The sequence below is a fragment of the Streptomonospora arabica genome (assembly GCF_039531585.1).
Classification (GTDB): domain Bacteria; phylum Actinomycetota; class Actinomycetes; order Streptosporangiales; family Streptosporangiaceae; genus Streptomonospora; species Streptomonospora halophila.
This window is the reverse complement of the sequence record NZ_BAAAQI010000013.1, coordinates 98,082-117,111: the sequence shown is the minus strand read 5'-3', so window position 1 is coordinate 117,111 and position 19,030 is coordinate 98,082. Positions and strand designations below refer to the sequence as shown.

Below are 19,030 nucleotides of genomic sequence, written 5' to 3'. Positions count from 1 at the left end.
TGCGGGTCCGGGCGGCCCCGGCCGCGCTCAGTCCGGTACCAGGCGCGCGTAGACGATCAGGTTCCGGCGATAGCGGGCGCCCGCTGAGTCGAAGGGCCCCGCGCAGGTGATCAGCCGCAGCGCCGCGTGGTCCACGGGACCGTAGACCTTCGCCGAGGGGAAGCGGGCCTTGGCGGCCCGCTCGGTGCGCCGTACCCGGAACACGGCGGTCGAGCCGTCGGCGCGGCCGATGCGCACGGTGTCGCCGGACTCCAGCTCCTCCAGCCGGAAGAACACCGACGGGCCCGACGCGGTGTCGCGGTGCCCGACGATCACGGCCGGGCCCTTCTCGCCGGGCGCGGCGCCCAGCCGGTACCAGCCGGCGGTACCCGTGTCCTCCAGCGGCGGCACTTCCAGCGCGCCGTCGGCGTCGAGGCCTACGGGGACGATCCGCGCCGACGCGCCGATCGCGCCGACGCTGATGCGCACCGGAGCGGTGGCGCGGGGCGGCACCGCCGACGGAGCCTGTGCGGCGGCCGGTGCGCGCCCCGGCGGTTCGGGCGCGGCGTCGGGCGGTTCGGGGCCGGACGCGTCGGTCCGCGGTGCGGCGGAGGATCCGGAGACCGCGGACACCACCAGGGCGGCGGCGAGCGCGCAGGCCAGGGCGTTGACGGCTCCCTCAGGCCGCACGGCGCAGGAGGCGGCGGTACGCGGCGGCCGCGGCACCCAGAGCCAGCAGTGCGGCCCCGGAGACGGTGGCGAGCAGCGGCGGGCCGGACTCGGGGGCGGCCCCGCCGCCCCCGGTCTGCGGAGCGCCGAACGGGGTCGGCGTGAGCGGGCCGCGCACGACGGTCAGTTCGCCTTCGACGGTCTCGGTGGAGCTGCCGCCCGCGCACTCGGCCATGATCCCGTAGACGCCCGGCTGCGTGCCCGGCGCCACCACGACCGGGACGGTGCCGGTGCCGCCGACCACCTCGGCCGAGGGGACGCCCTGGAACGCCCGGGAGGTGAACTCCAGCCGTTCGGCCGGTCCCTCGCACGGGGCGCGCAGCGTGACCGAGTCGCCGGGTGCGGCGGTCTCCGGAACGGCCTCGATCCCGGCAGAGGCCCCGGCTGTGCCGGCGCACAGCGCCAGCGCGCTCACCGTGAGGCCGATCGTCATCAGAAGGCGCATGTCGTCTCCCCATCGCCGCACATCGGACAACCGAACGATGTCACAAACGGTAACTAACAGTCACGCACCGTTGTCAGGAGTGTCGGCGGCTTCCGATGCGGCGCAGGCCCGGCCCTATCCTCGAAGGAAGGCGAGATTCGGGCAGGGCGGAGCGAGCGATGTCGGCCACGCGGTTGCTGGTGCTGGGAGCGGTGCGCGCATCGGGTCGGGCGCACGGGTACCAGGTGCGGCGCGAACTGCTGAGCTGGGGCACCGAGCACTGGGCCAGCGTCAATCCCGGGTCCGTCTACCACGCGCTGCGCCAGCTGCTGAAGGGCGGGATGCTGCGCGGCGCGGGCGTCGAGGAGAGCGGTGAAGGGCCCGAGCGCACGCTCTTCGAGCTGACCGAGAGCGGCGAGGAGGAGTTCCTCCGGCTGCTCGCCAAGGCGCTGTCGGACGCCTCGGCCAAGCCGGAGTTCTTCGGTGCGGGAATCGTCTTTCTCACGTGCCAGCCGCGGGAGCGGGCCGTGAGGCTGTTGCGGCACCGCCTGGCCCGGCTCGAAGGCGATCAGCGCAGCCTGAGGGCGATGCTGGACGAGGGCGCCGTGACCGGCGCCAAGCCGCCGCACGTTTGGGAGCTCTTCCGGTCGTGGGTCGTCAGCGGAGACGCGGCCGCCACCTTCACCGCCGAGCTGATCGAGCGCCTGGAGGCCGGCGCCTACACCATGTCCGGCGAGCAGGGGACCGTGTTCGGCGAGCCCAGCGAGGCCTCGTCGGCGCAGCGCTGACCGGGCCCCGGTGCAGGACCTGCGCCCGGCGGCGGGGTGGCGCGGCCAGCTAATCAAGTTTGACTACCTTGCCCGGGTTCGCCATGCTTGGCGAAGTGTTCAAGTTTGACTACCGATGTCACTCCCAGGGGGAGCAGTGATCCATACCCGTGAACTCGGCCGGACGTTCAAGACGAAGACCGGCACCGTCGAGGCGGTGCGCAGCCTCGACCTCGATATCGGGGCGGGCGAGCTCGTCGCGTTCCTCGGCCCCAACGGTGCGGGCAAATCCACCACGTTGCGCATGCTCACCACGCTCCTGCTGCCGACCTCCGGCAGCGCCGCCGTCGCCGGATGCGACGTGGTCGCCGACCCCCGCGGGGTGCGCCGGCGCATCGGCTACGTCGGCCAGGGCCACGCGGCCGGAACGGGCCAGTACGTCGCCGAGGAGCTGATCAGCCAGGGCCGGCTCTACGGGCTTAGCAAGGCCGAGGCGAGGTCGCGCGCCGCCGAGCTGCTGGCTGATCTGGAGCTGGAGGGCCTGGACAAGCGCGAGGCCGGCCACCTCTCCGGCGGGCAGCAGCGGCGGCTGGACATCGCCATGGGCCTGATCCACCGGCCCGAGCTGCTGTTTCTGGACGAGCCCTCCACCGGCCTCGACCCGCACAGCCGCGCCAACCTCTGGGCGCACATCGCCCGGCTGCGCGAGAGGTTCGGCACCACCATCCTGCTGACGACCCACTACCTCGACGAGGCCGACGGCGTCGCCGAGCGCGTGGTCGTCATCGACCACGGCTCGGTGATCGCCGACGGCACGCCCGACGAGCTCAAGGGCAAGGTCTCGGGCGACCTGGTGACCCTGGAGACCGGCTCGGAGGAGGACGCCCGCGCAGCGGCGGCCGCCGTCGAGGCGGTGCCCTCGGCGCACTCGGTGGACACCGCGGCGGCCGCGGTGCGGCTGCGTGTCGACCGCGGCGACGCGGTCCTGCCCGAGATCCTGCGCGCCGTCGACGCGCGCGGGCTGGAGCTGCGCACCGTGCAGGTGCACCGGCCCTCGCTGGACGACGTCTTCCTCACCCTGACGGGGCGCAGCCTGCGCGAGAGCGCCGAATGAGCGCCCGGCCCGCCCTCCGCCACGACATGACGGACCGAAAGGAACGCTGACGATGTCCCTCCTGCGCGACACCTGGCTGATCTGCCTCCGCCAGTTGCGCCCCACCCTGCACAGCCCTGTCACGGGCATGGGCTTCAGCATGCTCCAGCCGGTGCTCTACCTGACGCTCTTCGCGCCGCTGCTGGCGGGGATGCCCGGCGGAATGGGCCAGAACTCCCTGCAGTGGTTCGTGCCGGGTGTCCTCGCCATGCTCGCGCTGTTCGGCACGTCCTTCGCGGGCTTCGGGCTGCTGCCGGAGCTGCGCAGCGGCGCGCACGAGCGGCTGCTGGCCGCACCGGTCAACCGCGTCGCCCTGCTCCTGGGGCGGGTCATGCGCGACATCACGGTGCTGCTCTGCCAGGCGACCGTGATCCTGCTGCTGGTCCTCCCGTTCGGACTGCGGGTGTCGCCAGCGGGCGCTGTCGCCGGTCTGCTGGTGCTGCTCGTCATGGGCATCGGCCTGGGCACGCTGTCGTACATGCTGGCGATGTCGGTGAAACAGGAGTTCCTCTTCCCGGCGATCCTGCAGACCACGACGATGCCGCTGATCCTGCTGTCCGGCATCCTGCTGCCCATGGACCTGGCGCCGACCTGGCTCTATGCGCTTTCCCGCGCCAACCCGCTGAGCCACGTCGTCGACGCCGAGCGTGCGCTCTTCGCCGGTGACTTCGGCGACCCCTCCGTCTACATCGGCTCCGGCGTGGCCGTCGCGGTCGCCGTCGTCGCGCTCGGCCTCGGCACCCGCCTGATGCGCCGCCTGGCGGCCTGACCGGGCGCCCGCCCCGCACCGGGCGGCCGCGGGACGGGCGCGGGGCCTTGCGGCTGGGATGTTAGTCGCTAACATGTTAGTTACTAATATTTCTTCGGCGAGGATGTGCTCATGGGCGACGACTGGCGGGAACGGAAGAAGGCGCGGACCCGGGAGCGGATCCAGCGCGAGGCGCTGCGCCTGTTCGGCGAGCAGGGCTACGACGACACCACGGTGGCGGCGATCGCCGCGGCCGCGGGCGTCTCCCACACCACCTTCTTCCGCTACTTCCCGACCAAGGAGGACGTCGTGCTCGGCGACGATTACGACCCTCTGATCGAGGAGGCGCTGCGTAGCCGCCCGCGCTCCGAGGGCCTCGTCGAGCGGGTCCGCGGCGCGGTGGGCGAAGGGCTGGCCGCCGTCTACGCCGCCGACCGCGACGCGCTGCTCGCCCGCGTGCACCTCGTACTGGGCGCGCCGGCACTGCGCGCGCGGCTCTGGGAGCAGATGCAGGACACGCAGTCGCTGTTCGAACGGGCGCTGGCGGACACCGACGACCCGGCCGAGGTCCCGATGCGGGTCCGCATCGTCGCCGCCGCGTGCCTGGCCGTGCTCGTCACCGCCCTCACCGAGTGGAGCCGCGGCGAGGGCGGTGCCGAGCTGCCGGAGCTCGTCGACGATGCGTTCCTCCAGCTGAGCGCGGAACTGGCATGAGGCGGCACCGGCGCGGCACGCGCCCGCACGGAGCCGGCGGGGTGGACACGCGCGGACCGGACGCCGGTGCGGCGGTGATCGCGGTCGAGGACCTGCGCGTGCGCTACCGCGGCGCCGACGCGGACGCCGTCGCGGGGATGACCTTCGCCGTCGCCCCCGGCGAGGTGTTCGGCTTCCTCGGCCCCAGCGGGGCGGGAAAGTCGACGGTGCAGCACGTGCTCACCCGCCTTCTCCGCGGCTACACCGGCAGCGCCCGGGTGTTCGGCCGACCGCTGGGCCGCTGGGGCGCCGATTACCACGAGCGCATCGGTGTCGGCTTCGAGCTTCCCGTCGCGTTCGGCAAGCTCACCGCCGCGGAGAACCTCGCCGCGGTCGCGGGCCTCTACCGCCGGCCGACGCGTCCGGTACGCGAGCTGCTGGAGCTGGTGGACCTCGGCACGGCCGCCGACCGCCGCGTCGACGGCTTCTCCAAGGGCATGCGCATGCGGCTCAACCTGGCCCGCGCGCTCGCCCACCGGCCCGATCTGCTGTTCCTGGACGAGCCCACCGGCGGCCAGGACCCCGTGCACGCCGCCGCACTGCGCGACGTGGTCCGCGACCAGGCGCGCCAGGGCACGACGGTGTTTCTGACCACCCACGACATGGCCACGGCCGACCGGCTGTGCGACCGCGTCGCGTTCGTCGTGGACGGCCGGATCGCGGCCGTGGACTCGCCGCGCGCCTTCAAGCTGCGCTACGGGCGGCCGGGAGTGCGGGTGGAGTACCGCGTCGGGGGCCGACTGGACTCCCGCGATGTCCCGCTGGACGCGCTGGCCGCCGCTCCGGACCTGGCCGAGCTGTTCGCGGGCGGCGCGGTCGAGACGGTGCACACCCGCGAGGCGTCGCTGGACGACGTGTTCGCCACCGTCACCAGGACGCGGCTGTGACCGTGCCGGGTGCGCCGGCGCGCGCGGCGGCCGGACTGGCGCTGGAGTGGCGGGTGGAGCTGCGCCACGGCGTCCCCGCGGCCGCGGCCGTACTCGCCGTGCTGTGGAGCGCGGTGCTGGCCGCCGTCCCCGCCGGCGCCGCCCCCGCTGCCGCCGTCTACCTGCTGATCATCGACACCGCGGGCTTCGGGGTGCTCTTCGCGGTGGTGCTGGTGCTCTTCGAGCGGACGGAGGGCGGCCGGGACGTCCTCGCGGTGTCGCCGCAGCGTGCGGCGGAGTACGTCGGCGCCAAGCTCGCCGTGCTCACGGCGCTCTCGGCGGCGATCGCGGTCCCGGCGACCCTGGCGGCCGCGCGCGAGCGGTCCCCGGCCGCCGCCGCGGCGGCGCTGCCGCCGGTGCTGCTCGGCGTGGCACTGCTGTCCCTGCTGCTGGTCGGCCTGGCGCTGGCGGTCTGCGGGGGCGCGGGCGGGCCGGGTGTGCTGTTCACCCGGCTGCCCCTGGTCGCACCGCTGGTCGCGGCGCCGGTGGCGCAGGTCTCCGGTGCGCTCGACCACCCCCTTCTGTACGCGGTGCCCACCACGGGCGGCGCCGAGCTGATCCGCGCCGGGCTCCTCCCGCACGCGGCCCCGGGACCGGTGCCCCTGGCGCTGGGCGCGCTGTACCTGGCGGGGTGCGCGGCGGCCGCCGCCGCGACCGCCTGCCGGGCGGTGGGGCCCAGGACGGCGGCCGGCGCGCCTTCGGGCGGCCCGCCGGCGGTACGGGCGGGCGGCGCCGAGGGCGCGTCCCGCGCAGCCGCCCGCGCACCGGCAAAGGCGCGGCCGGTGCGCGCGGGCGCGCCGGCCGCGCGAGCGCGCGGCCGGGCCGTGGGCGGGCTGGCCCGCATCGACCTGCGCGGGCTGCTGCGGGATCCGATGCTCAGCGCGCTGCTGCTGGGCCCGGCCGTGCTGGCGCTGCTGCTGAGGTGGGGGCTTCCGCCGGTGAGCGGGTTCCTCGCGGACCGCTACGGGCTGCACACCGAACCCGTCACCCCGGTGCTGCTGGCGGCGCTGGTGGTACTGCACGTGCCACTGATGATGGGCGCGATCGGCGCCCTGCGCACGGTGGAGGACGCCGACGACGGCACGCTGGCCCTCTTCCGCGTCTCGCCCCTGGGCCTACCGCGGTATCTGGCCTACCGGCTCGCCGTCGCGGCGGTCGCCGCGGCCGCCGGACTGGCCGCCGCGGTGCCGCTGTCGGGCCTGGCGCCGGACGTGCCGGCGGAGGGGCTGCCCGCACTGGTGGCGGCGGTCGGGCTGGCGGCACTCCAGGCGGCGCTGCTCGTGCTGGCCGTCACCGCGTTCGCGGCCTCCAAGGTCGAGTCGCTGGTGCTGGTCAAAGCGGCCGGAGCGGTGTTCACGCTGCTACCGGCCGCGGTGTGGTGGCTGCCCTCCCGGGCGGTCTGGCTGCTGGCGCCCGTGCCCGCGTTCTGGCCGGTGGCGGTGCTGCCGGGCTACGGCGCCGCTCCGTGGCCGGCGGGGCTCGCGGCGGGGGCGGCGCTGTCGGCGCTGACGGGTGCCTGGCTGCTCCGCCGGACCCTGCGGCGCCTGGAGCGCGGGTGAGCGGGCGGCGCGCCCCTGTGCGCGGGTGCGGTGAGCGAGCGGCGGAGAGCCGCGTGCGACGGGAAGCCCCCCGCGCACCGGTCCGTGCGGGGAGCGCGGGTCAGGCTGGCCGGGGGCGGAAGGACGGGATGGCGTCGTTGACGCGGTCGTCGGCGTAGGAGGCCCGGGCCTCCGCTGCCGCCGTCACGACGGCGCCGACGGCGGGCGCACGGGCCGCCAAGGGTAGGTGCTGGAGAGCACCATCGTGCTGGACGGGCGGCCGTGCTCGGCCAGGCGGTCGATGACCTCCTCGAAATGCGCCATCGACGCCACCGCCACCAGCAGCACGCAGCAGGCGTCGCCGGTGACCCGGTGCAGCTGCAGTATCTCCGGCATCGCCATGGCCGACGCGTCGCGCAGCAGGCACAGGGGGCCGAAGCACTCCATGCGCACCAGGGCGGTCACCGGCAGTCCCGCGGCGGCGGGATCGACGTGGGCGTGGTAGCCGGTGATCACGCCGGTGTCCTGCAACCGCCGCACCCGGTCCGCCACAGCGGGCGCCGACAGGTTCACCCGCCGCGACAGCTCGTTGTAGGACAGCCGCGCGTCCTCCTGCAGTTCGGCGAGTATCCGCCGGTCGACGCCGTCCAGCATCCGCCCTCCCGTCACCCGCCACCACCCCGAGCCGGGGCGCTGCGCGCCGCGTGCCCGCAGGTCACCCGCCACCACCCCGAGCCGGGGCGCTGCGCGCCGCGTGCCCGCAGGTCACCCGCCACCACCCCGAGCCGGGGCGCTGCGCGCCGCGTGCCCGCTCTGCCGACCTCTGCCCGCCGCACGATGCGCGGCGGAAACGCCGCTTCCGGAGCCGGTTGCCGACTCGCAGGCGCCGTCTTGCATCCGTAACCCTGAAGAGCGATCTCGCTTACGCATGCTAAGCGAGACCGCCGGATCCGCAACCGCCGGCCATTCATTCAGCGGACCCGATTGGCGCATGCTGAGGATGATCAGTCCCTACGGTGCCGACGGCGAGGAGAGCGACGATGGCGATGACCGCGTCCTACGACAACGGGTGGTCCGCGGCCCGAGGCGCGGCCGCGGAGAGTGCCGGGGAACCACGGTCCTGCCCGGTGCTGGGCGCCGACGAGGCCGCCGCCTACACCGACTACGTGCACACCGAGACCCTGCTGAGCCTGCAGCGTCCGCGGACGGGCGAGCCGGCCGAACTGGACTTCATCATCGCCACGCAGGTCATGGAGCTGCTGTTCCGGCTCGTCCGCCACCACTGGGAGGCCGCCCGCGACGCGCTGGAGGCCGACGACACCGGATCGGCCCTGGCCGCGCTGCGCCGCGGCGCCGGTACGCAGGACGTGCTGGCCGAGTCGTGGGGCCTGCTGGCCACGCTGACGCCCACCGAGTTCGACAGGTTCCGCGACGCGCTGGGCGTGGCCTCGGGCGTGCAGTCGGCGTCCTACCGGCAGCTGGAGTTCCTGCTGGGCAACAAGTCGGCGGGGTTGGCGCGCGCCCACGAGGACCTGCCGCTCGCCCACGCGGAGTTGGAGCGCGCACTGGCCGAGCCCGGCCTCTACGACGCCGCGCTGCGGCTGCTGCGCCGTCGCGGACTGCCCGTTCCGCACGAGGCCGCCGAACGCGACTGGCGCCGCCCCTATACCGCCGACCCGCGGGTGGAGCGGGCCTGGGCCGAGGTCTACGCCGACGAACGCCCCGAGAACGACCTGCTGCAGCTGGCGGAGGCGCTGCTGGACACCGCCGAGCGCGTCACCCGCTGGCGGCACCGGCATTTGATGGCGGTCAAGCGCGCCATGGGAGCCAAGCCGGGCACGGGCGGTTCCAGCGGGCTGGACTGGCTGGCCCGCAACGCCGCGCAGGACGTCTTTCCCGAACTGTGGTCGCTGCGCACCGGCGTATGACGGCCCGGGCGTGAGGCGGCGGCGCGGGCGGGCATGCACACCACGTGCCGACCGTCCGCGCCCGCCCGAACGGCGGCTCCGGCCGCCGGAGCCGCCCCGCGCGGCCGGCGGGCCGCCCCACCACCCAGCTCAGGAAGGCGCACCGCGATGACACCCACCACCCGTGACGACTGCCTCCGCCGCGACGAGAAGGACCCGCTGGCCGGCTTCCGCGACGAGTTCCTGCTGCCCTCGGGGACGGTCTACCTCGACGGCAACTCGCTGGGCGCCCTGCCCGCCGCCACCCCGGGCCGCGTCGCGCGGACGGTCGAGCAGGAGTGGGGCGAGCGGCTGATCGCGAGCTGGAACGAGGCCGGCTGGTGGGAAAAGCCGCGCACGCTCGGCGCCGGGATCGCGCCGCTGGTGGGCGCCGCGCCGCACGAGGTGGTGGTCGGCGACGGCACCTCGGCCAACCTCTTCAAGGCGCTGGTGGCGGCGCTGCGGCTGAACCCCGAGCGGCACGTCGTCCTGGGCGAGCGGGGCAACTTCCCCACCGACCTCTACATCACCGAAGGCGTGAGCGAAATCATGGGCGCCGTCGAGCGCCGGGTCCACGCGGACAACCGCGCCGCCCTGGCCGGCGCGCTGGCCGCGGGTGACGTCGCGGTCCTGCTCCTCAGCCATGTCGACTACAGCACGGGCGCCCTGCGCGACATGGCCGAGATCACCCGGTTGGCGCACGCCAACGGAACGCTCGTGGTGTGGGACCTGTGCCACAGCGCCGGCGCGCTGCCCGTCGAGCTCGCGTCCGACCGGGCCGACTTCGCGGTGGGCTGCACCTACAAGTACCTCAACGCCGGTCCGGGTGCGCCCGCCTTCCTCTTCGCCGCCGAACGCCACCACGCCGCCTCCCGGCAGCCGCTCACGGGTTGGCACGGCCACGCCCGCCCGTTCGACTTCTCCGCCGGGTACGCGCCCGCCGAAGGCGCGAGCCGGTTCCTCAGCGGGTCGCAGCCGGTGGTGGCCGCAGCCGCTCTGGAGGCGTCCCTGGAGCTGTGGCAGCGCGTCGACCTCGGCCTGCTGCGGGAGAAGAGCCTGGCGCTGACCGACCTGTTCATCGAGGCGACCCGCCCCGCCGGGCTGCGGCTCGCGACCCCGCGCGAGCCGGAGCGGCGCGGCAGCCAGGTGTCGCTGCGCCATCCGGACGGCTACGCGATGGTCCGGGCGCTGATCGAGCGCGGCGTCGTGGGCGACTTCCGAGCCCCCGACATCCTGCGCTTCGGCTTCGCCCCGCTTTACCTGCGCTATGCCGACGTGTTCGATGCGGCCCAGGCGCTGGTCGAGGTGGTGCGGAGCGGGGAGTGGCGTGACCCTCGCTTTGCCGTCGCCACGGGCGTGACGTGACGCACGGACCGCCGCCCTGAGGGGGCGGCCCCGCCCGGCACTCGTCAAACTGTGACGGGTGCCATATTTTTCGCGGTTTAAACCGCCGAACAGCCGTGTATGCGGGCGTTTCGTATGGCGCGGTCCGCAGTCGGGTCCGTCCTGATCTGCGACTTTACGTTCCTGCTTGTGGCGTTTGACTTTTTCGTGGGCTACAGTCCTTCGTGATCGGTTCGTGACCTGGTCATTACCTTTCCAGGATCCAGGTCTGCCTAGCCGATGCCGAGCCCCGGGATCTGACCCCGGGGAGGAGAGGCCCCCGACCTCTTGCGGGTGGGCCGCGCATCCAGCGCCTGCCCCGGTGCGCCGTCGTTCGACGGCGGCCGGCGATCCCGCCGCTCCTGGCCATCCAGTCAGGAGTCCCCACCAGGTACATCCGGCATTCGGACGCCCCTGTCTCCGGCGTATCCGAAATGCCCGGTATGTCGTGCCTGCGCGGCCTCGCTCGGCCCCCGCTCAGTCGAATTGGGTTTGCGTTTCTATGAGTTCTGACCCCATCCAGTACGGCCAGACCACCGCCTCCTACTTCTGGGACGACGGCTCCGGGATCAACGGCGACACGGGCGCCCCCGCATCCGGCCTGCCGATGCAGAAGGGCATGGCGGCCAGCCCGAGCTGGCCCCTCGGCACCGAGGGCTACGTCGAGTACAACGGCAAGAAGGCCGAGTTCTTCATCGGCGACCGCGGACCGGGCGACCCCGCCGAAGGCTGCGGCGTGATGCTCGACCTTGACGGCCAGACCTTCGCCGACCTGGTCGGATCGAGCTGGAACGACTCCAGCTACACCGTCGCCAGCGGCCAGGGCCACATCGAGCTCGAGTACTACATCACCGAGTGGGGCGACGGCGCGGGAACGCCCGGCGCGCCCATGCCGATGAGCGAGTCCGAGGTCTGCGACGGCCGCGAGGTCCAGCCCGTCCCGGCCTCGGCCAAGGACAACGGCGACGAGAAGAAGCAGAGCAAGGAGAAGCCCGAGCAGGCCTCCTCCGAGCAGAACAAGGACGACGGCGGCGACGACGGCGGCTCCGGCGGCGAGTCCAAGGCGCAGGAGTCCGAGGAGTCCGGCGGCGACGGGTCGAAGACCCAGCAGGCCGACGGCGACCAGCAGCAGCAGAGCGGCGCCGCCTCCGGCAAGGACGACGGCGGGTCCGGCAAGGGCCTCACCGCTGAGACCGCGGCCAACGACGTCTCCGGCATCTCGCTGGCGGGCAACGACCTCCCCATGGCCGCCGGTGTCCTCACTCTGGCCATCCTGCCCGCGCTGCTGGTGGCCTTCCTCTTCGCGCGGCGCCGCCACGCCACCGACTACGCCGGCTCGGGCCGCCACCGCGAGGCCTCGCTGCTCTCGGCCGAGGGCATGCGCGGGACCGCGCAGAGCGTGCGCGAGACCGTGGGCGCCTACTGGGAGCGCGCCGCCCGCGCCGTGCGCGAGCGCGGCTCCGGGCGCACCGGCCGGGAGTAGCCCCCGGCCCTGCGGCGCACGCGGCCGCGCCCCCGCCCCGGCTCGACCGGTCGGCGGGGGCGCGGCCGCCGCGTCGTCTCCGGGCTCACATGTCGCCGACGAGGAGCGCCGGCCGCTCCACGCAGTCGGCGAGGAAGCGCAGGAACGCCCCGGCCTGCCCGCCGTCGCACACCCGGTGGTCGAAGGCCAGCGTCAGCTCGGTCACCGGGCGCAGCGCCACCTGGCCGCCGTGCGCCCACGGCCGCTCCACGATGCGCCCCATGCCCGCGATCGCCGACTCGGGGTGGTTGATGACCGCAGCCGCGCCGTCGACGCCGAACACGCCGTAGTTGTTCACGGTGAACGTGCCGCCGGTCAGCTCGGCGGGGGGCTGGGTGCCCGCCCGGGCCCGCTCGGTGCGTGCGCTCAGCTCGGCCGCAAGCTGCCGGGTGCTCAGCCGGTCGGCGTCGTGTACGACCGGCACCACCAGCCCGCGGGGCGTCTGCGCGGCGAAGCCCAGGTGGACGCCCGCCGGGCGGACCAGCTCCTCGCGCTCGGCGTCGAACCGCGAGTTCAGCGCGGGCCACCGCTGGAGCCCGAGCACGCAGAAGCGGGCGACCAGCGCCAGCAGACTCACCGGGCGCTCGGGGTCGGCCTCGTTCAGCGCCGTGCGCAGCTCCAGCAGGCCGGTCGCGTCGGCGTCGACCCAGACCGTCGCCTCGGGGATCTCCCGCCGGGACCGGGCCGTCCGGCGCGCCATCTCGCGGTGCGCGGCGGAGAGCGCGACGCGCTCGGTTCCGGCCGCGTGCGCGTCGGCCGCCGCTCCGTTCGGTGATGCGGAGGTGCGCGCGACGCCGTTCGCGCTCGGTCCGGGAAGCGGCGGCGCCGGCGGCCGCTCGGCCGCGGCGGCGGCCGCATCGGCGCGGGCGGGAGGCGCCATGGCCGCGGCGGCCGCCTCCACGTCGCGCCGCAGCACCAGCCCGCCTTCGCCGCTTCCGGACAGCGCGGCGGCGTCGATGCCGTGCTCGCGCGCGATCCGGCGCACCAGCGGCGAGATGACCGGTGCCCGTTCCCCGGGACCCGGCCGGGGGCGGGGAGGCGCCGCCGACGCCGTTGTCGGCGGCGCCTCCTCCATGGCGTCCCACCAGGGGAGGCGGCGGCGGGACGGGCTTTCCGGACGGGTACCGAAACCGACCAGGACTGCACCGGAACCGGCCGCATCGCCGCGGGAGTCCTGCGTGTCGGCGGTGTCGGCGGTGTCGGCGGTGTCGGCGGTGTCGGCGGTGTCGGCGGTGTCGGCGGTGTCGGCGGTGTCGGCGGTGTCGGCGGTGTCGGCGGTGTCGCGAGTGTCCGGCGCGTGTTCCGGACCGCCCGCGTGTCGGCCAGTCCCGTCCCGCTCGCCGGTATCGGCGGCTCCGGTGTCGGCCGCGGTGCGCACACTGACCAGCGGCGACCCCACGGCGACGGTGTCGCCCGGGGTGCCGTGCAGCTCCTCCACGGTCCCGCTGAACGGGCACGGCACCTGCACCGCCGCCTTCGCGGTCTCGACCTCGGCCACCGGCTGGTCCACGGCCACCGCCTCGCCCACCGACACCAGCCACTCCACGATCTCGGCGTCGGTCAGCCCCTCGCCCAGGTCCGGGAGCAGGAAGCTGCGCACCGGGCCCCGGTCCGCCGCGCTCACGCGCCCACCTCCGAACGCTGCGCCGCAGCGCGGACCGGTGCCGCGCCGGGCACCCAGGACGACTCCCACTGCAGCCGGTCGACGGCGGAGAGGATGCGGTCCACGCCGGGAAGGTGGAACTCCTCCAGGTGCGGCGGCGGGTAGGGGATGTCCAGGCCGCACACCCGCAGCACCGGCGCCTCCAGGTAGTGGAAGCACCGCTCCGTGACGCGCGCGGCGACCTCGGCGCCGAAGCCGGCGAACCCGGGAGCCTCGTGCACGACGACCGCTCGGCCGGTGCGCCGCACCGACGCGGCCACGGTCTCGTCGTCGAAGGGGGAGAGGCTGCGCAGGTCGACCACCTCGGCGGAGCGCCCCTCCTCGGCCGCCGCCTCGGCGGCCAGCAGCGCGGTGTCGACGGTCGGGCCGTAGGCGACGATCGTCAGGTCGCTTCCTTCGCGGCGCACCACGGCGCGGTCCATCGGCTCGGTGCGCGCCGGGAGCTCCACATCCTCGCCGGCCCAGTAGCGGCGCTTGGGCTCCAGGAACACCACCGGGTCGGGCGACTCCACCGCCTCGCGGAGCATGGAGTAGCCGTCGGCCGCGGTCGCGGGGGTGACGACGCGCAGGCCCGGTGTGTGGGCGTAGTAGGCCTCGGAGGAGTCGCCGTGGTGCTCCACGGCGCCGATACCGCCGCCGTAGGGGATGCGGATGACCAGCGGCAGCTCCAGGCGACCGCGGGTGCGGTTGCGCATCTTGGCCACGTGCGAGACGACCTGCTGGAAGGCGGGGTAGGCGAAGGCGTCGAACTGCATCTCGATCACGGGTCGGCGGCCGTACATCGCCATGCCCACCGCGGTCCCCGCGATCCCGGACTCGGCCAGCGGGGAGTCGAAGCAGCGGTCCTCGCCGAACTCCGCGGACAGGCCGTCGGTCACCCGGAAGACCCCGCCCAGCGGTCCGACGTCCTCGCCGTAGACGACCACCTCGGGGTCGGCGGCCATGGCGTCGCGCAGCGCAAGGTTGAGTGCCTGGCCGAGGGTGGTGCGCGCCATCAGCGGCCTCCGTCCGGCTCGCCGGCCCGCTCGGCGTGTGCCGCGGCCTCGCGTACGGCGGCGCGCTGCCGGCGCAGGGCCGCCGTGGGCTCGGCGTAGACGTGGGCGAACAGGTCGTCGGCGCTGCGCCGCGGCGGCCGCGAGAGGCGGTCGCGCACCGACGCGGCCAGCCGGTCGGCCTCATCGTGGAAACCGGCCATGCCCGCGTCGTCGAGCAGGCCCTCGCTGCGCAGCAGCGCCTCCAGGCGGGCCAGCGGGTCGCGTCGGCGCCACCGCTCCACCTCGGCGTCCTCGCGGTAGCGCTTGGGGTCGTCGGAGTTGGTGTGCGGCTCCACCCGGTAGGTGCGCGCCTCGATCAGCGCCGGGCCGCCGCCCGCCCGGGCCTCGGCCAGTGCGCGCGAGACCACCGCGTGCACGGCCGCGGCGTCGTTGCCGTCGACGTGGTAGCCGCGCATGCCGTAGCCGATGGCCTTGTGCGCCAGTGTCGGGGCCGCGGACTGCTTGTGCAGCGGCACGCTGATGGCCCACTGGTTGTTCTGGATGAGGAAGACGACCGGGGTGTTCCACACCGCCGCGAAGTTGTACGCCTCGTGCGCGTCGCCCTCGCTGGTGGCGCCGTCGCCCATCAGCACCAGCGCCGCGGTGTCGGCGCCCTTGCGGCGGGCGGCGTAGGTCAGCCCCACGGCATGGGAGGCGTTGGTGGCCAGCGGCGTGCACTGCGGCGCGCAGCGGTAGGCCTTGGGGTCGTAGCCGCAGTGCCAGTCGCCGCGCAGCAGGGTCAGCACCTCGACCGGGTCGACACCGCGGGCGACCAGGGAGACGCAGTCGCGGTAGGTGGGAAACAGCCAGTCGTTCTCGGCGAGGGCGAGCACGCCGCCGACCTGGCAGGCCTCCTGGCCGCGGCTGGAGGGGTAGACCGCCAGTCTGCCCTGCTTGGCCAGCGCGCCGGCCTGGCCGTCGAAGCGGCGGCCGACGACCATGGCGCGCAACAGCGCCTCCAGGGTGTCCGGGGCGGGCAGGTCGAAGCCGGCCCGCACCGCCGGGTCGGCGGTGCGGCGGCCCTCGGCGTCGATCAGACGGATGGGCTCCGCGGAGGGGACCGTGGGAACCGCAACCGGTGGCGCGTCGCTGGTCGTCATGGTCCGAATATGCGGCTGGGTGTCGCATAATGTCCATAATGAGCCGCGTATCGTAGACGGATGGCTAGACCTAGCGACCGTGGAGGCGGATCCGTCTCGATGTGCTCCCACTCCGCCGGTGTGAGGTGAGACACATGGCCACCGCTTTGGACGACGTCGACCACGTGATCATCGACCTGCTGCGCGCGGACGGCCGCATGTCCATCCGCGCGGTGGCCGAGCACGCGCACATCTCCCGCGCCAACGCCTACGCCCGGCTGCACCGGCTGCGTTCGAGCGGCGTCATCCGCGGATTCACCGCGGTCATCGACCACGAGAAGTACGGCAACGGGCTGGCCGCCTACGTGTCGGTGCGCATCGAGCAGCACTCCTGGGAGAGGTTCCGCGACCACCTCAGGGACATCCCCGAGGTCGACCACGCCGCGCTGGTCTCCGGCGACGTCGACCTCCTGCTGCTCGTCCGGGTGGCCGACGCCGCCGCGCTGCGCACCTTCGTGCTGGAGCGCCTGCAGCGGATCCCGGAGGTGCGCAACACCCAGACCATGTTCATCCTCGACGAGCCCGCGCTGCGCGAACCGGACTGAGGCGCGGTGCGCGGGGTCCGCGTGCGCCCGCCCCGGCGGCGCGGCGCCGCGCCGCCGAGTCCCGCCGCATCCGTCCTGAGCGGCAGCGGGTCCATCGGCCTCACCCGGCTTCCCATTCGTCCAATACGGCGGAGCGCACGGAGCCTAGCTTCGGACCGAACGCATCGCACAGGCGCAGGGATGCGCGCGAGGAGGGATTCCGATGCACGAGGCGAACGGGGCCGCGACCGTGTGGCCGGTGCTGCTCTACCGCGACGCCGCGAAGGCGATCGACTGGCTGGTCGAGGCATTCGGCCTCACCCGGAACCTGGTCGTGCCCGACGACGGCGGCCGTATCGTCCACGCCGAGCTGGGGTGGCGGGGCGGTGTGATCACCCTCGGCGGCTACGACGAGGACGCGGCCTTCTCGAATCTCAAGCCCGGCGGCGGCGCTGTCTACCTCGTCGCCGCCGACCCCGACGCCCGGTTCGCCCGCGCCACCGCGGCCGGGGCCGAGGTCGTGCGCCCGCTGAAGGACGAGGACTACGGTTCCCGGACGTTCACCGTGCGCGACCTCGAAGGCAACTCCTGGACCTTCGGCACCTACGGGGGAGCCGCCCCGCCGCAGGCCTGATCGCCGGCGGGCGGCGCGGCGGGTGCGGGGCGGACGGTGCGCGCCGCGCCCGCCGCCGCGAGCCGGGGCGGAGCCGATCCGGATGCCGGGCGTTAGGGTTGGCAATCGGCCGCGGTGGCCGATCCGGGCGGGGGCGGGGGAGCCGAACGCACGCCCGCGGGAAGGCCCCGCCGGCGGCCCGGCGGCCGAGTGCCGTCCGGGTCCGGAACGCGGCGCCGCGCATGCCGCACCGCCGAGCGGGCAGCCGACCCGCGCGCCCGTGGGCCGGAGCCGCCCGGCACAGGCGAAGCCCGACGCACGAGAACACACCATCAGGAGGGATCCGACCGATGCCTGGACGGTACGGGGGCCAGGAGCGCCGCCACGGCGGAGGACGGCCGGAGCGGCGCGGCGGTCCGGGTGGCGGAGGCGGCCGCCGCGACGAGCCCGAGATCCGCGGTCGGCGCGACGACGCCCGCTTGGCCGAGGAGCTGCGCAAGATGGACGGCTCCTCCTACGGCCGCTACAAGTCGCTCACCGGCGACTGGTCCTTCCCCGACTTCACGCTGACGGTCGACCGCGTGCAGTCCGACCCCTTCGCGCCGCCCTCCCGCGTGTCCGTGCGCATCCCCGCCGACGTCGCCGAACTGCCCGACTCCGCCTGGCACTCGCCGGTGCGCCGCCGGGCCACCGCCGACTACCTGGTGCGCCGCGCCTACCGCGAGCTCAAGGGCGCCCGGCTGCGCATCGACGCGGGCGGCCAGGAGGTGCTCGACCGCGCCGCCTGCCAGATCCGCGACGGCGAGGTGCTGCTGCGGCTGGGTATCGAGATGCCGGGCCACGGCCGCAGGATCGACGGCCGCACCGCCGAGCGCGAGCTGTGCGAGCGGCTGCCCGACATGGTCGACGCGCTGCGCTGGCCCGCGCTCGACGCCGCCGAGGCCGCCGCCTTCGCCGACACGGTCGAGGACACCTGCGCGCTGCGCGACCGCCTGCCCGACCTGGGCCTGGTGGCCTTCGTCGCCGACGGCTCGGTGCTGCCGCGCCGCAGCGGTGTCAGCGACCTGCCCATGCAGGGCAGCGCCGTGCCCTTCCGCTCACCGGAGAGCATGCGCGTCTCCGTCAGCCTGCCGCACGCGGGCGAGGTCAGCGGCCTGGGCATCGCCGAGGGCATCACCCTCATCGTCGGCGGCGGCTTCCACGGAAAGTCGACCCTGCTGCACGCCCTGGAGCGCGGGGTCTACGACCACGTCCCCGGCGACGGCCGCGAGCTGGTGGTCTCCCGCGCCGACGCGGTCAAGATCCGCGCCGAGGAGGGCCGCCAGGTCGAGCGCACGGACATCGGCGCGTTCGTGCGCAACCTGCCCACCGGCGCCGACACATCCGACTTCTCCACCGAGAACGCCTCGGGCTCCACCTCCCAGGCCGCCAACATCGCCGAGGCCCTCGAAGCCGGGTCGACGGCGCTGCTGATCGACGAGGACACCACCGCCACCAACCTGATGATCCGCGACGCCCGGATGCAGCGCCTGGTGCACGGCGACCGCGAGCCGCTGACCCCCTTCGTCGACCTGGTCCGCCCGCTGCGGCGGGACCACGGGGTCTCCACGGTGCTGGTGATGGGCGGAAGCGGCGACTACTTCGACGTCGCCGACCAGGTCGTCATGCTCGACGGCTACCGCCCCTACGACGTCACCGACCGCGCCCGCGAGCTGGCCGCCGAACGCGCCGACGCCGACTTCGCCGCGCCCGCCGCCCGCGTGATCGACCCCCGCTCGGTGGACGCCACCGCGCGCGGTCGCTCCCGCATCAAGCGCCGCGACATGGACGTGCTCACCTTCGGCGAAAACGAGATCGACGTGCGCAACCTCGCGCAGCTCGTCGACTCCGGCCAGATCATCGGTGTGGGCCTGGCGATGCGGCTGCTGGCCGAGGGCGGCCTGCTCGGCGACGACCGGACGCTCGCCGAGGCGCTGGACGCACTGGAGGAGCGGCTGGAGGGCGACGGGGTGACGGCACTCGGGCGCGGCTATGCGGGCGACTACGTGCTCCCGCGCCGCTACGAGATCGCCGCCGCGCTGAACCGGCTGCGCAGCCTGCGGGTGCTGCGTTCACAGTGACGGGGCCGACTCCGGCGTTGGGGGCGGGGCGGTCGCGCTCGACTATTCTGGACAGCGAATCCGACCGCG

The 19,030-nt window shown here is 74.6% G+C and carries 18 protein-coding genes; 12 read left to right on the top strand and 6 right to left on the bottom strand.

Annotated features, from left to right (window positions below; genetic code table 11):
* Nucleotides 1-27 precede the first annotated feature (27 nt).
* A complete protein-coding gene (locus ABD284_RS19185) occupies nt 28-669 on the bottom strand; it encodes a class F sortase (RefSeq protein WP_344145388.1) in 642 nt (213 codons plus the stop codon).
* Entirely contained in the window at nt 659-1,153 is a 495-nt protein-coding gene (locus tag ABD284_RS19180; RefSeq protein ID WP_344145386.1) for a hypothetical protein, read from the bottom strand. The genes ABD284_RS19185 and ABD284_RS19180 overlap by 11 nt, the downstream gene beginning before the upstream one ends.
* A gap of 158 nt (nt 1,154-1,311) precedes the next feature.
* On the opposite strand from ABD284_RS19180, the gene ABD284_RS19175 reads away from it, so the two are divergent.
* The 6 genes from ABD284_RS19175 (at nt 1,312) to ABD284_RS19150 (ending at nt 7,038) form a co-directional block, all read left to right on the top strand.
* The gene (locus tag ABD284_RS19175) at nt 1,312-1,920 is read left to right on the top strand and encodes a PadR family transcriptional regulator (protein WP_344145384.1); all 609 of its coding nucleotides are present in this window, start codon (nt 1,312-1,314) and stop codon (nt 1,918-1,920) included.
* Nucleotides 1,921-2,056: 136 nt separating this feature from the next.
* Nucleotides 2,057-3,013, top strand: coding sequence for an ATP-binding cassette domain-containing protein (locus tag ABD284_RS19170; RefSeq protein ID WP_344145382.1), 957 nt, complete (start codon nt 2,057-2,059; stop codon nt 3,011-3,013).
* 52 nt (nt 3,014-3,065) lie between these two features.
* Entirely contained in the window at nt 3,066-3,821 is a 756-nt protein-coding gene (locus tag ABD284_RS19165; RefSeq protein WP_344145379.1) for an ABC transporter permease, read from the top strand.
* Between the two features lie 111 nt (nt 3,822-3,932).
* Nucleotides 3,933-4,514, top strand: coding sequence for a TetR family transcriptional regulator (locus ABD284_RS19160; RefSeq protein ID WP_344145377.1), 582 nt, complete (start codon nt 3,933-3,935; stop codon nt 4,512-4,514).
* A gap of 41 nt (nt 4,515-4,555) precedes the next feature.
* On the top strand, nt 4,556-5,440 hold the full coding sequence (locus tag ABD284_RS19155; protein ID WP_344145375.1) for an ABC transporter ATP-binding protein: 885 nt from the start codon (nt 4,556-4,558) through the stop codon (nt 5,438-5,440).
* A complete protein-coding gene (locus ABD284_RS19150; protein WP_344145373.1) occupies nt 5,437-7,038 on the top strand; it encodes a fluoroquinolone export ABC transporter permease subunit in 1,602 nt (533 codons plus the stop codon). Before ABD284_RS19155 ends, ABD284_RS19150 begins: the two co-directional genes overlap by 4 nt.
* Nucleotides 7,039-7,221: 183 nt before the next feature.
* On the opposite strand, the gene ABD284_RS19145 is transcribed toward ABD284_RS19150, so the two are convergent.
* Entirely contained in the window at nt 7,222-7,671 is a 450-nt protein-coding gene (locus ABD284_RS19145; RefSeq protein WP_344145371.1) for an Lrp/AsnC family transcriptional regulator, read from the bottom strand.
* A 386-nt stretch (nt 7,672-8,057) separates the two neighbouring features.
* On the opposite strand from ABD284_RS19145, the gene ABD284_RS19140 reads away from it, so the two are divergent.
* The 3 genes from ABD284_RS19140 to ABD284_RS19130 all read left to right on the top strand — a co-directional run bounded on the left by ABD284_RS19140 (nt 8,058) and on the right by ABD284_RS19130 (nt 11,829).
* The gene (locus tag ABD284_RS19140; protein WP_344145369.1) at nt 8,058-8,945 is read left to right on the top strand and encodes a tryptophan 2,3-dioxygenase; all 888 of its coding nucleotides are present in this window, start codon (nt 8,058-8,060) and stop codon (nt 8,943-8,945) included.
* A 147-nt stretch (nt 8,946-9,092) separates the two neighbouring features.
* Nucleotides 9,093-10,328 carry a kynureninase gene (gene kynU / locus ABD284_RS19135; protein ID WP_344145367.1) on the top strand — a complete coding sequence of 412 codons (1,236 nt, stop codon included), beginning with the start codon at nt 9,093-9,095 and terminating at the stop codon, nt 10,326-10,328.
* A 520-nt stretch (nt 10,329-10,848) separates the two neighbouring features.
* Nucleotides 10,849-11,829, top strand: a complete 981-nt coding sequence (locus ABD284_RS19130) for a hypothetical protein (RefSeq protein ID WP_344145365.1) — start codon at nt 10,849-10,851, stop codon at nt 11,827-11,829.
* Nucleotides 11,830-11,914: 85 nt separating this feature from the next.
* Here ABD284_RS19130 and ABD284_RS19125 read toward each other — a convergent pair whose 3' ends face one another.
* The 3 genes from ABD284_RS19125 to ABD284_RS19115 are packed head-to-tail and all read right to left on the bottom strand — an operon-like array spanning nt 11,915 to nt 15,665.
* Nucleotides 11,915-13,492 (bottom strand): dihydrolipoamide acetyltransferase family protein, encoded by a 1,578-nt coding sequence (locus ABD284_RS19125; protein WP_344145363.1) that lies wholly within the window; start codon nt 13,490-13,492, stop codon nt 11,915-11,917.
* Nucleotides 13,489-14,526, bottom strand: coding sequence for an alpha-ketoacid dehydrogenase subunit beta (locus ABD284_RS19120; RefSeq protein WP_344145361.1), 1,038 nt, complete (start codon nt 14,524-14,526; stop codon nt 13,489-13,491). Before ABD284_RS19120 ends, ABD284_RS19125 begins: the two co-directional genes overlap by 4 nt.
* Complete coding sequence (locus tag ABD284_RS19115; protein ID WP_344145359.1) at nt 14,526-15,665, bottom strand: thiamine pyrophosphate-dependent enzyme; 1,140 nt, start codon at nt 15,663-15,665, stop codon at nt 14,526-14,528. The genes ABD284_RS19120 and ABD284_RS19115 overlap by 1 nt, the downstream gene beginning before the upstream one ends.
* A gap of 134 nt (nt 15,666-15,799) precedes the next feature.
* Between ABD284_RS19115 and ABD284_RS19110 the strand changes: the two genes are divergently transcribed.
* The 3 genes from ABD284_RS19110 (at nt 15,800) to ABD284_RS19100 (ending at nt 18,961) form a co-directional block, all read left to right on the top strand.
* Nucleotides 15,800-16,249 carry an Lrp/AsnC family transcriptional regulator gene (locus tag ABD284_RS19110; protein ID WP_344145357.1) on the top strand — a complete coding sequence of 150 codons (450 nt, stop codon included), beginning with the start codon at nt 15,800-15,802 and terminating at the stop codon, nt 16,247-16,249.
* 202 nt (nt 16,250-16,451) lie between these two features.
* Nucleotides 16,452-16,862 carry a VOC family protein gene (locus ABD284_RS19105; RefSeq protein WP_344145355.1) on the top strand — a complete coding sequence of 137 codons (411 nt, stop codon included), beginning with the start codon at nt 16,452-16,454 and terminating at the stop codon, nt 16,860-16,862.
* A 329-nt stretch (nt 16,863-17,191) separates the two neighbouring features.
* Nucleotides 17,192-18,961, top strand: coding sequence for an ABC-ATPase domain-containing protein (locus tag ABD284_RS19100; RefSeq protein WP_344145353.1), 1,770 nt, complete (start codon nt 17,192-17,194; stop codon nt 18,959-18,961).
* Nucleotides 18,962-19,030: the final 69 nt, after the last annotated feature.

Bases quoted from the DNA above. Each gene is read 5' to 3' on its own strand.
- ABD284_RS19180 (WP_344145386.1), bottom strand. From the start codon at position 1,153: ATGCGCCTTCTGATGACGATCGGCCTCACGGTGAGCGCGCTGGCGCTG.
- ABD284_RS19175 (WP_344145384.1), top strand. From the start codon at position 1,312: ATGTCGGCCACGCGGTTGCTGGTGCTGGGAGCGGTGCGCGCATCGGGT.
- ABD284_RS19165 (WP_344145379.1), top strand. From the start codon at position 3,066: ATGTCCCTCCTGCGCGACACCTGGCTGATCTGCCTCCGCCAGTTGCGC.
- ABD284_RS19160 (WP_344145377.1), top strand. From the start codon at position 3,933: ATGGGCGACGACTGGCGGGAACGGAAGAAGGCGCGGACCCGGGAGCGG.
- ABD284_RS19145 (WP_344145371.1), bottom strand. From the start codon at position 7,671: ATGCTGGACGGCGTCGACCGGCGGATACTCGCCGAACTGCAGGAGGAC.
- ABD284_RS19140 (WP_344145369.1), top strand. From the start codon at position 8,058: ATGGCGATGACCGCGTCCTACGACAACGGGTGGTCCGCGGCCCGAGGC.
- kynU (WP_344145367.1), top strand. From the start codon at position 9,093: ATGACACCCACCACCCGTGACGACTGCCTCCGCCGCGACGAGAAGGAC.
- ABD284_RS19130 (WP_344145365.1), top strand. From the start codon at position 10,849: ATGAGTTCTGACCCCATCCAGTACGGCCAGACCACCGCCTCCTACTTC.
- ABD284_RS19120 (WP_344145361.1), bottom strand. From the start codon at position 14,526: ATGGCGCGCACCACCCTCGGCCAGGCACTCAACCTTGCGCTGCGCGAC.
- ABD284_RS19115 (WP_344145359.1), bottom strand. From the start codon at position 15,665: ATGACGACCAGCGACGCGCCACCGGTTGCGGTTCCCACGGTCCCCTCC.
- ABD284_RS19110 (WP_344145357.1), top strand. From the start codon at position 15,800: ATGGCCACCGCTTTGGACGACGTCGACCACGTGATCATCGACCTGCTG.
- ABD284_RS19105 (WP_344145355.1), top strand. From the start codon at position 16,452: ATGCACGAGGCGAACGGGGCCGCGACCGTGTGGCCGGTGCTGCTCTAC.
- ABD284_RS19100 (WP_344145353.1), top strand. From the start codon at position 17,192: ATGCCTGGACGGTACGGGGGCCAGGAGCGCCGCCACGGCGGAGGACGG.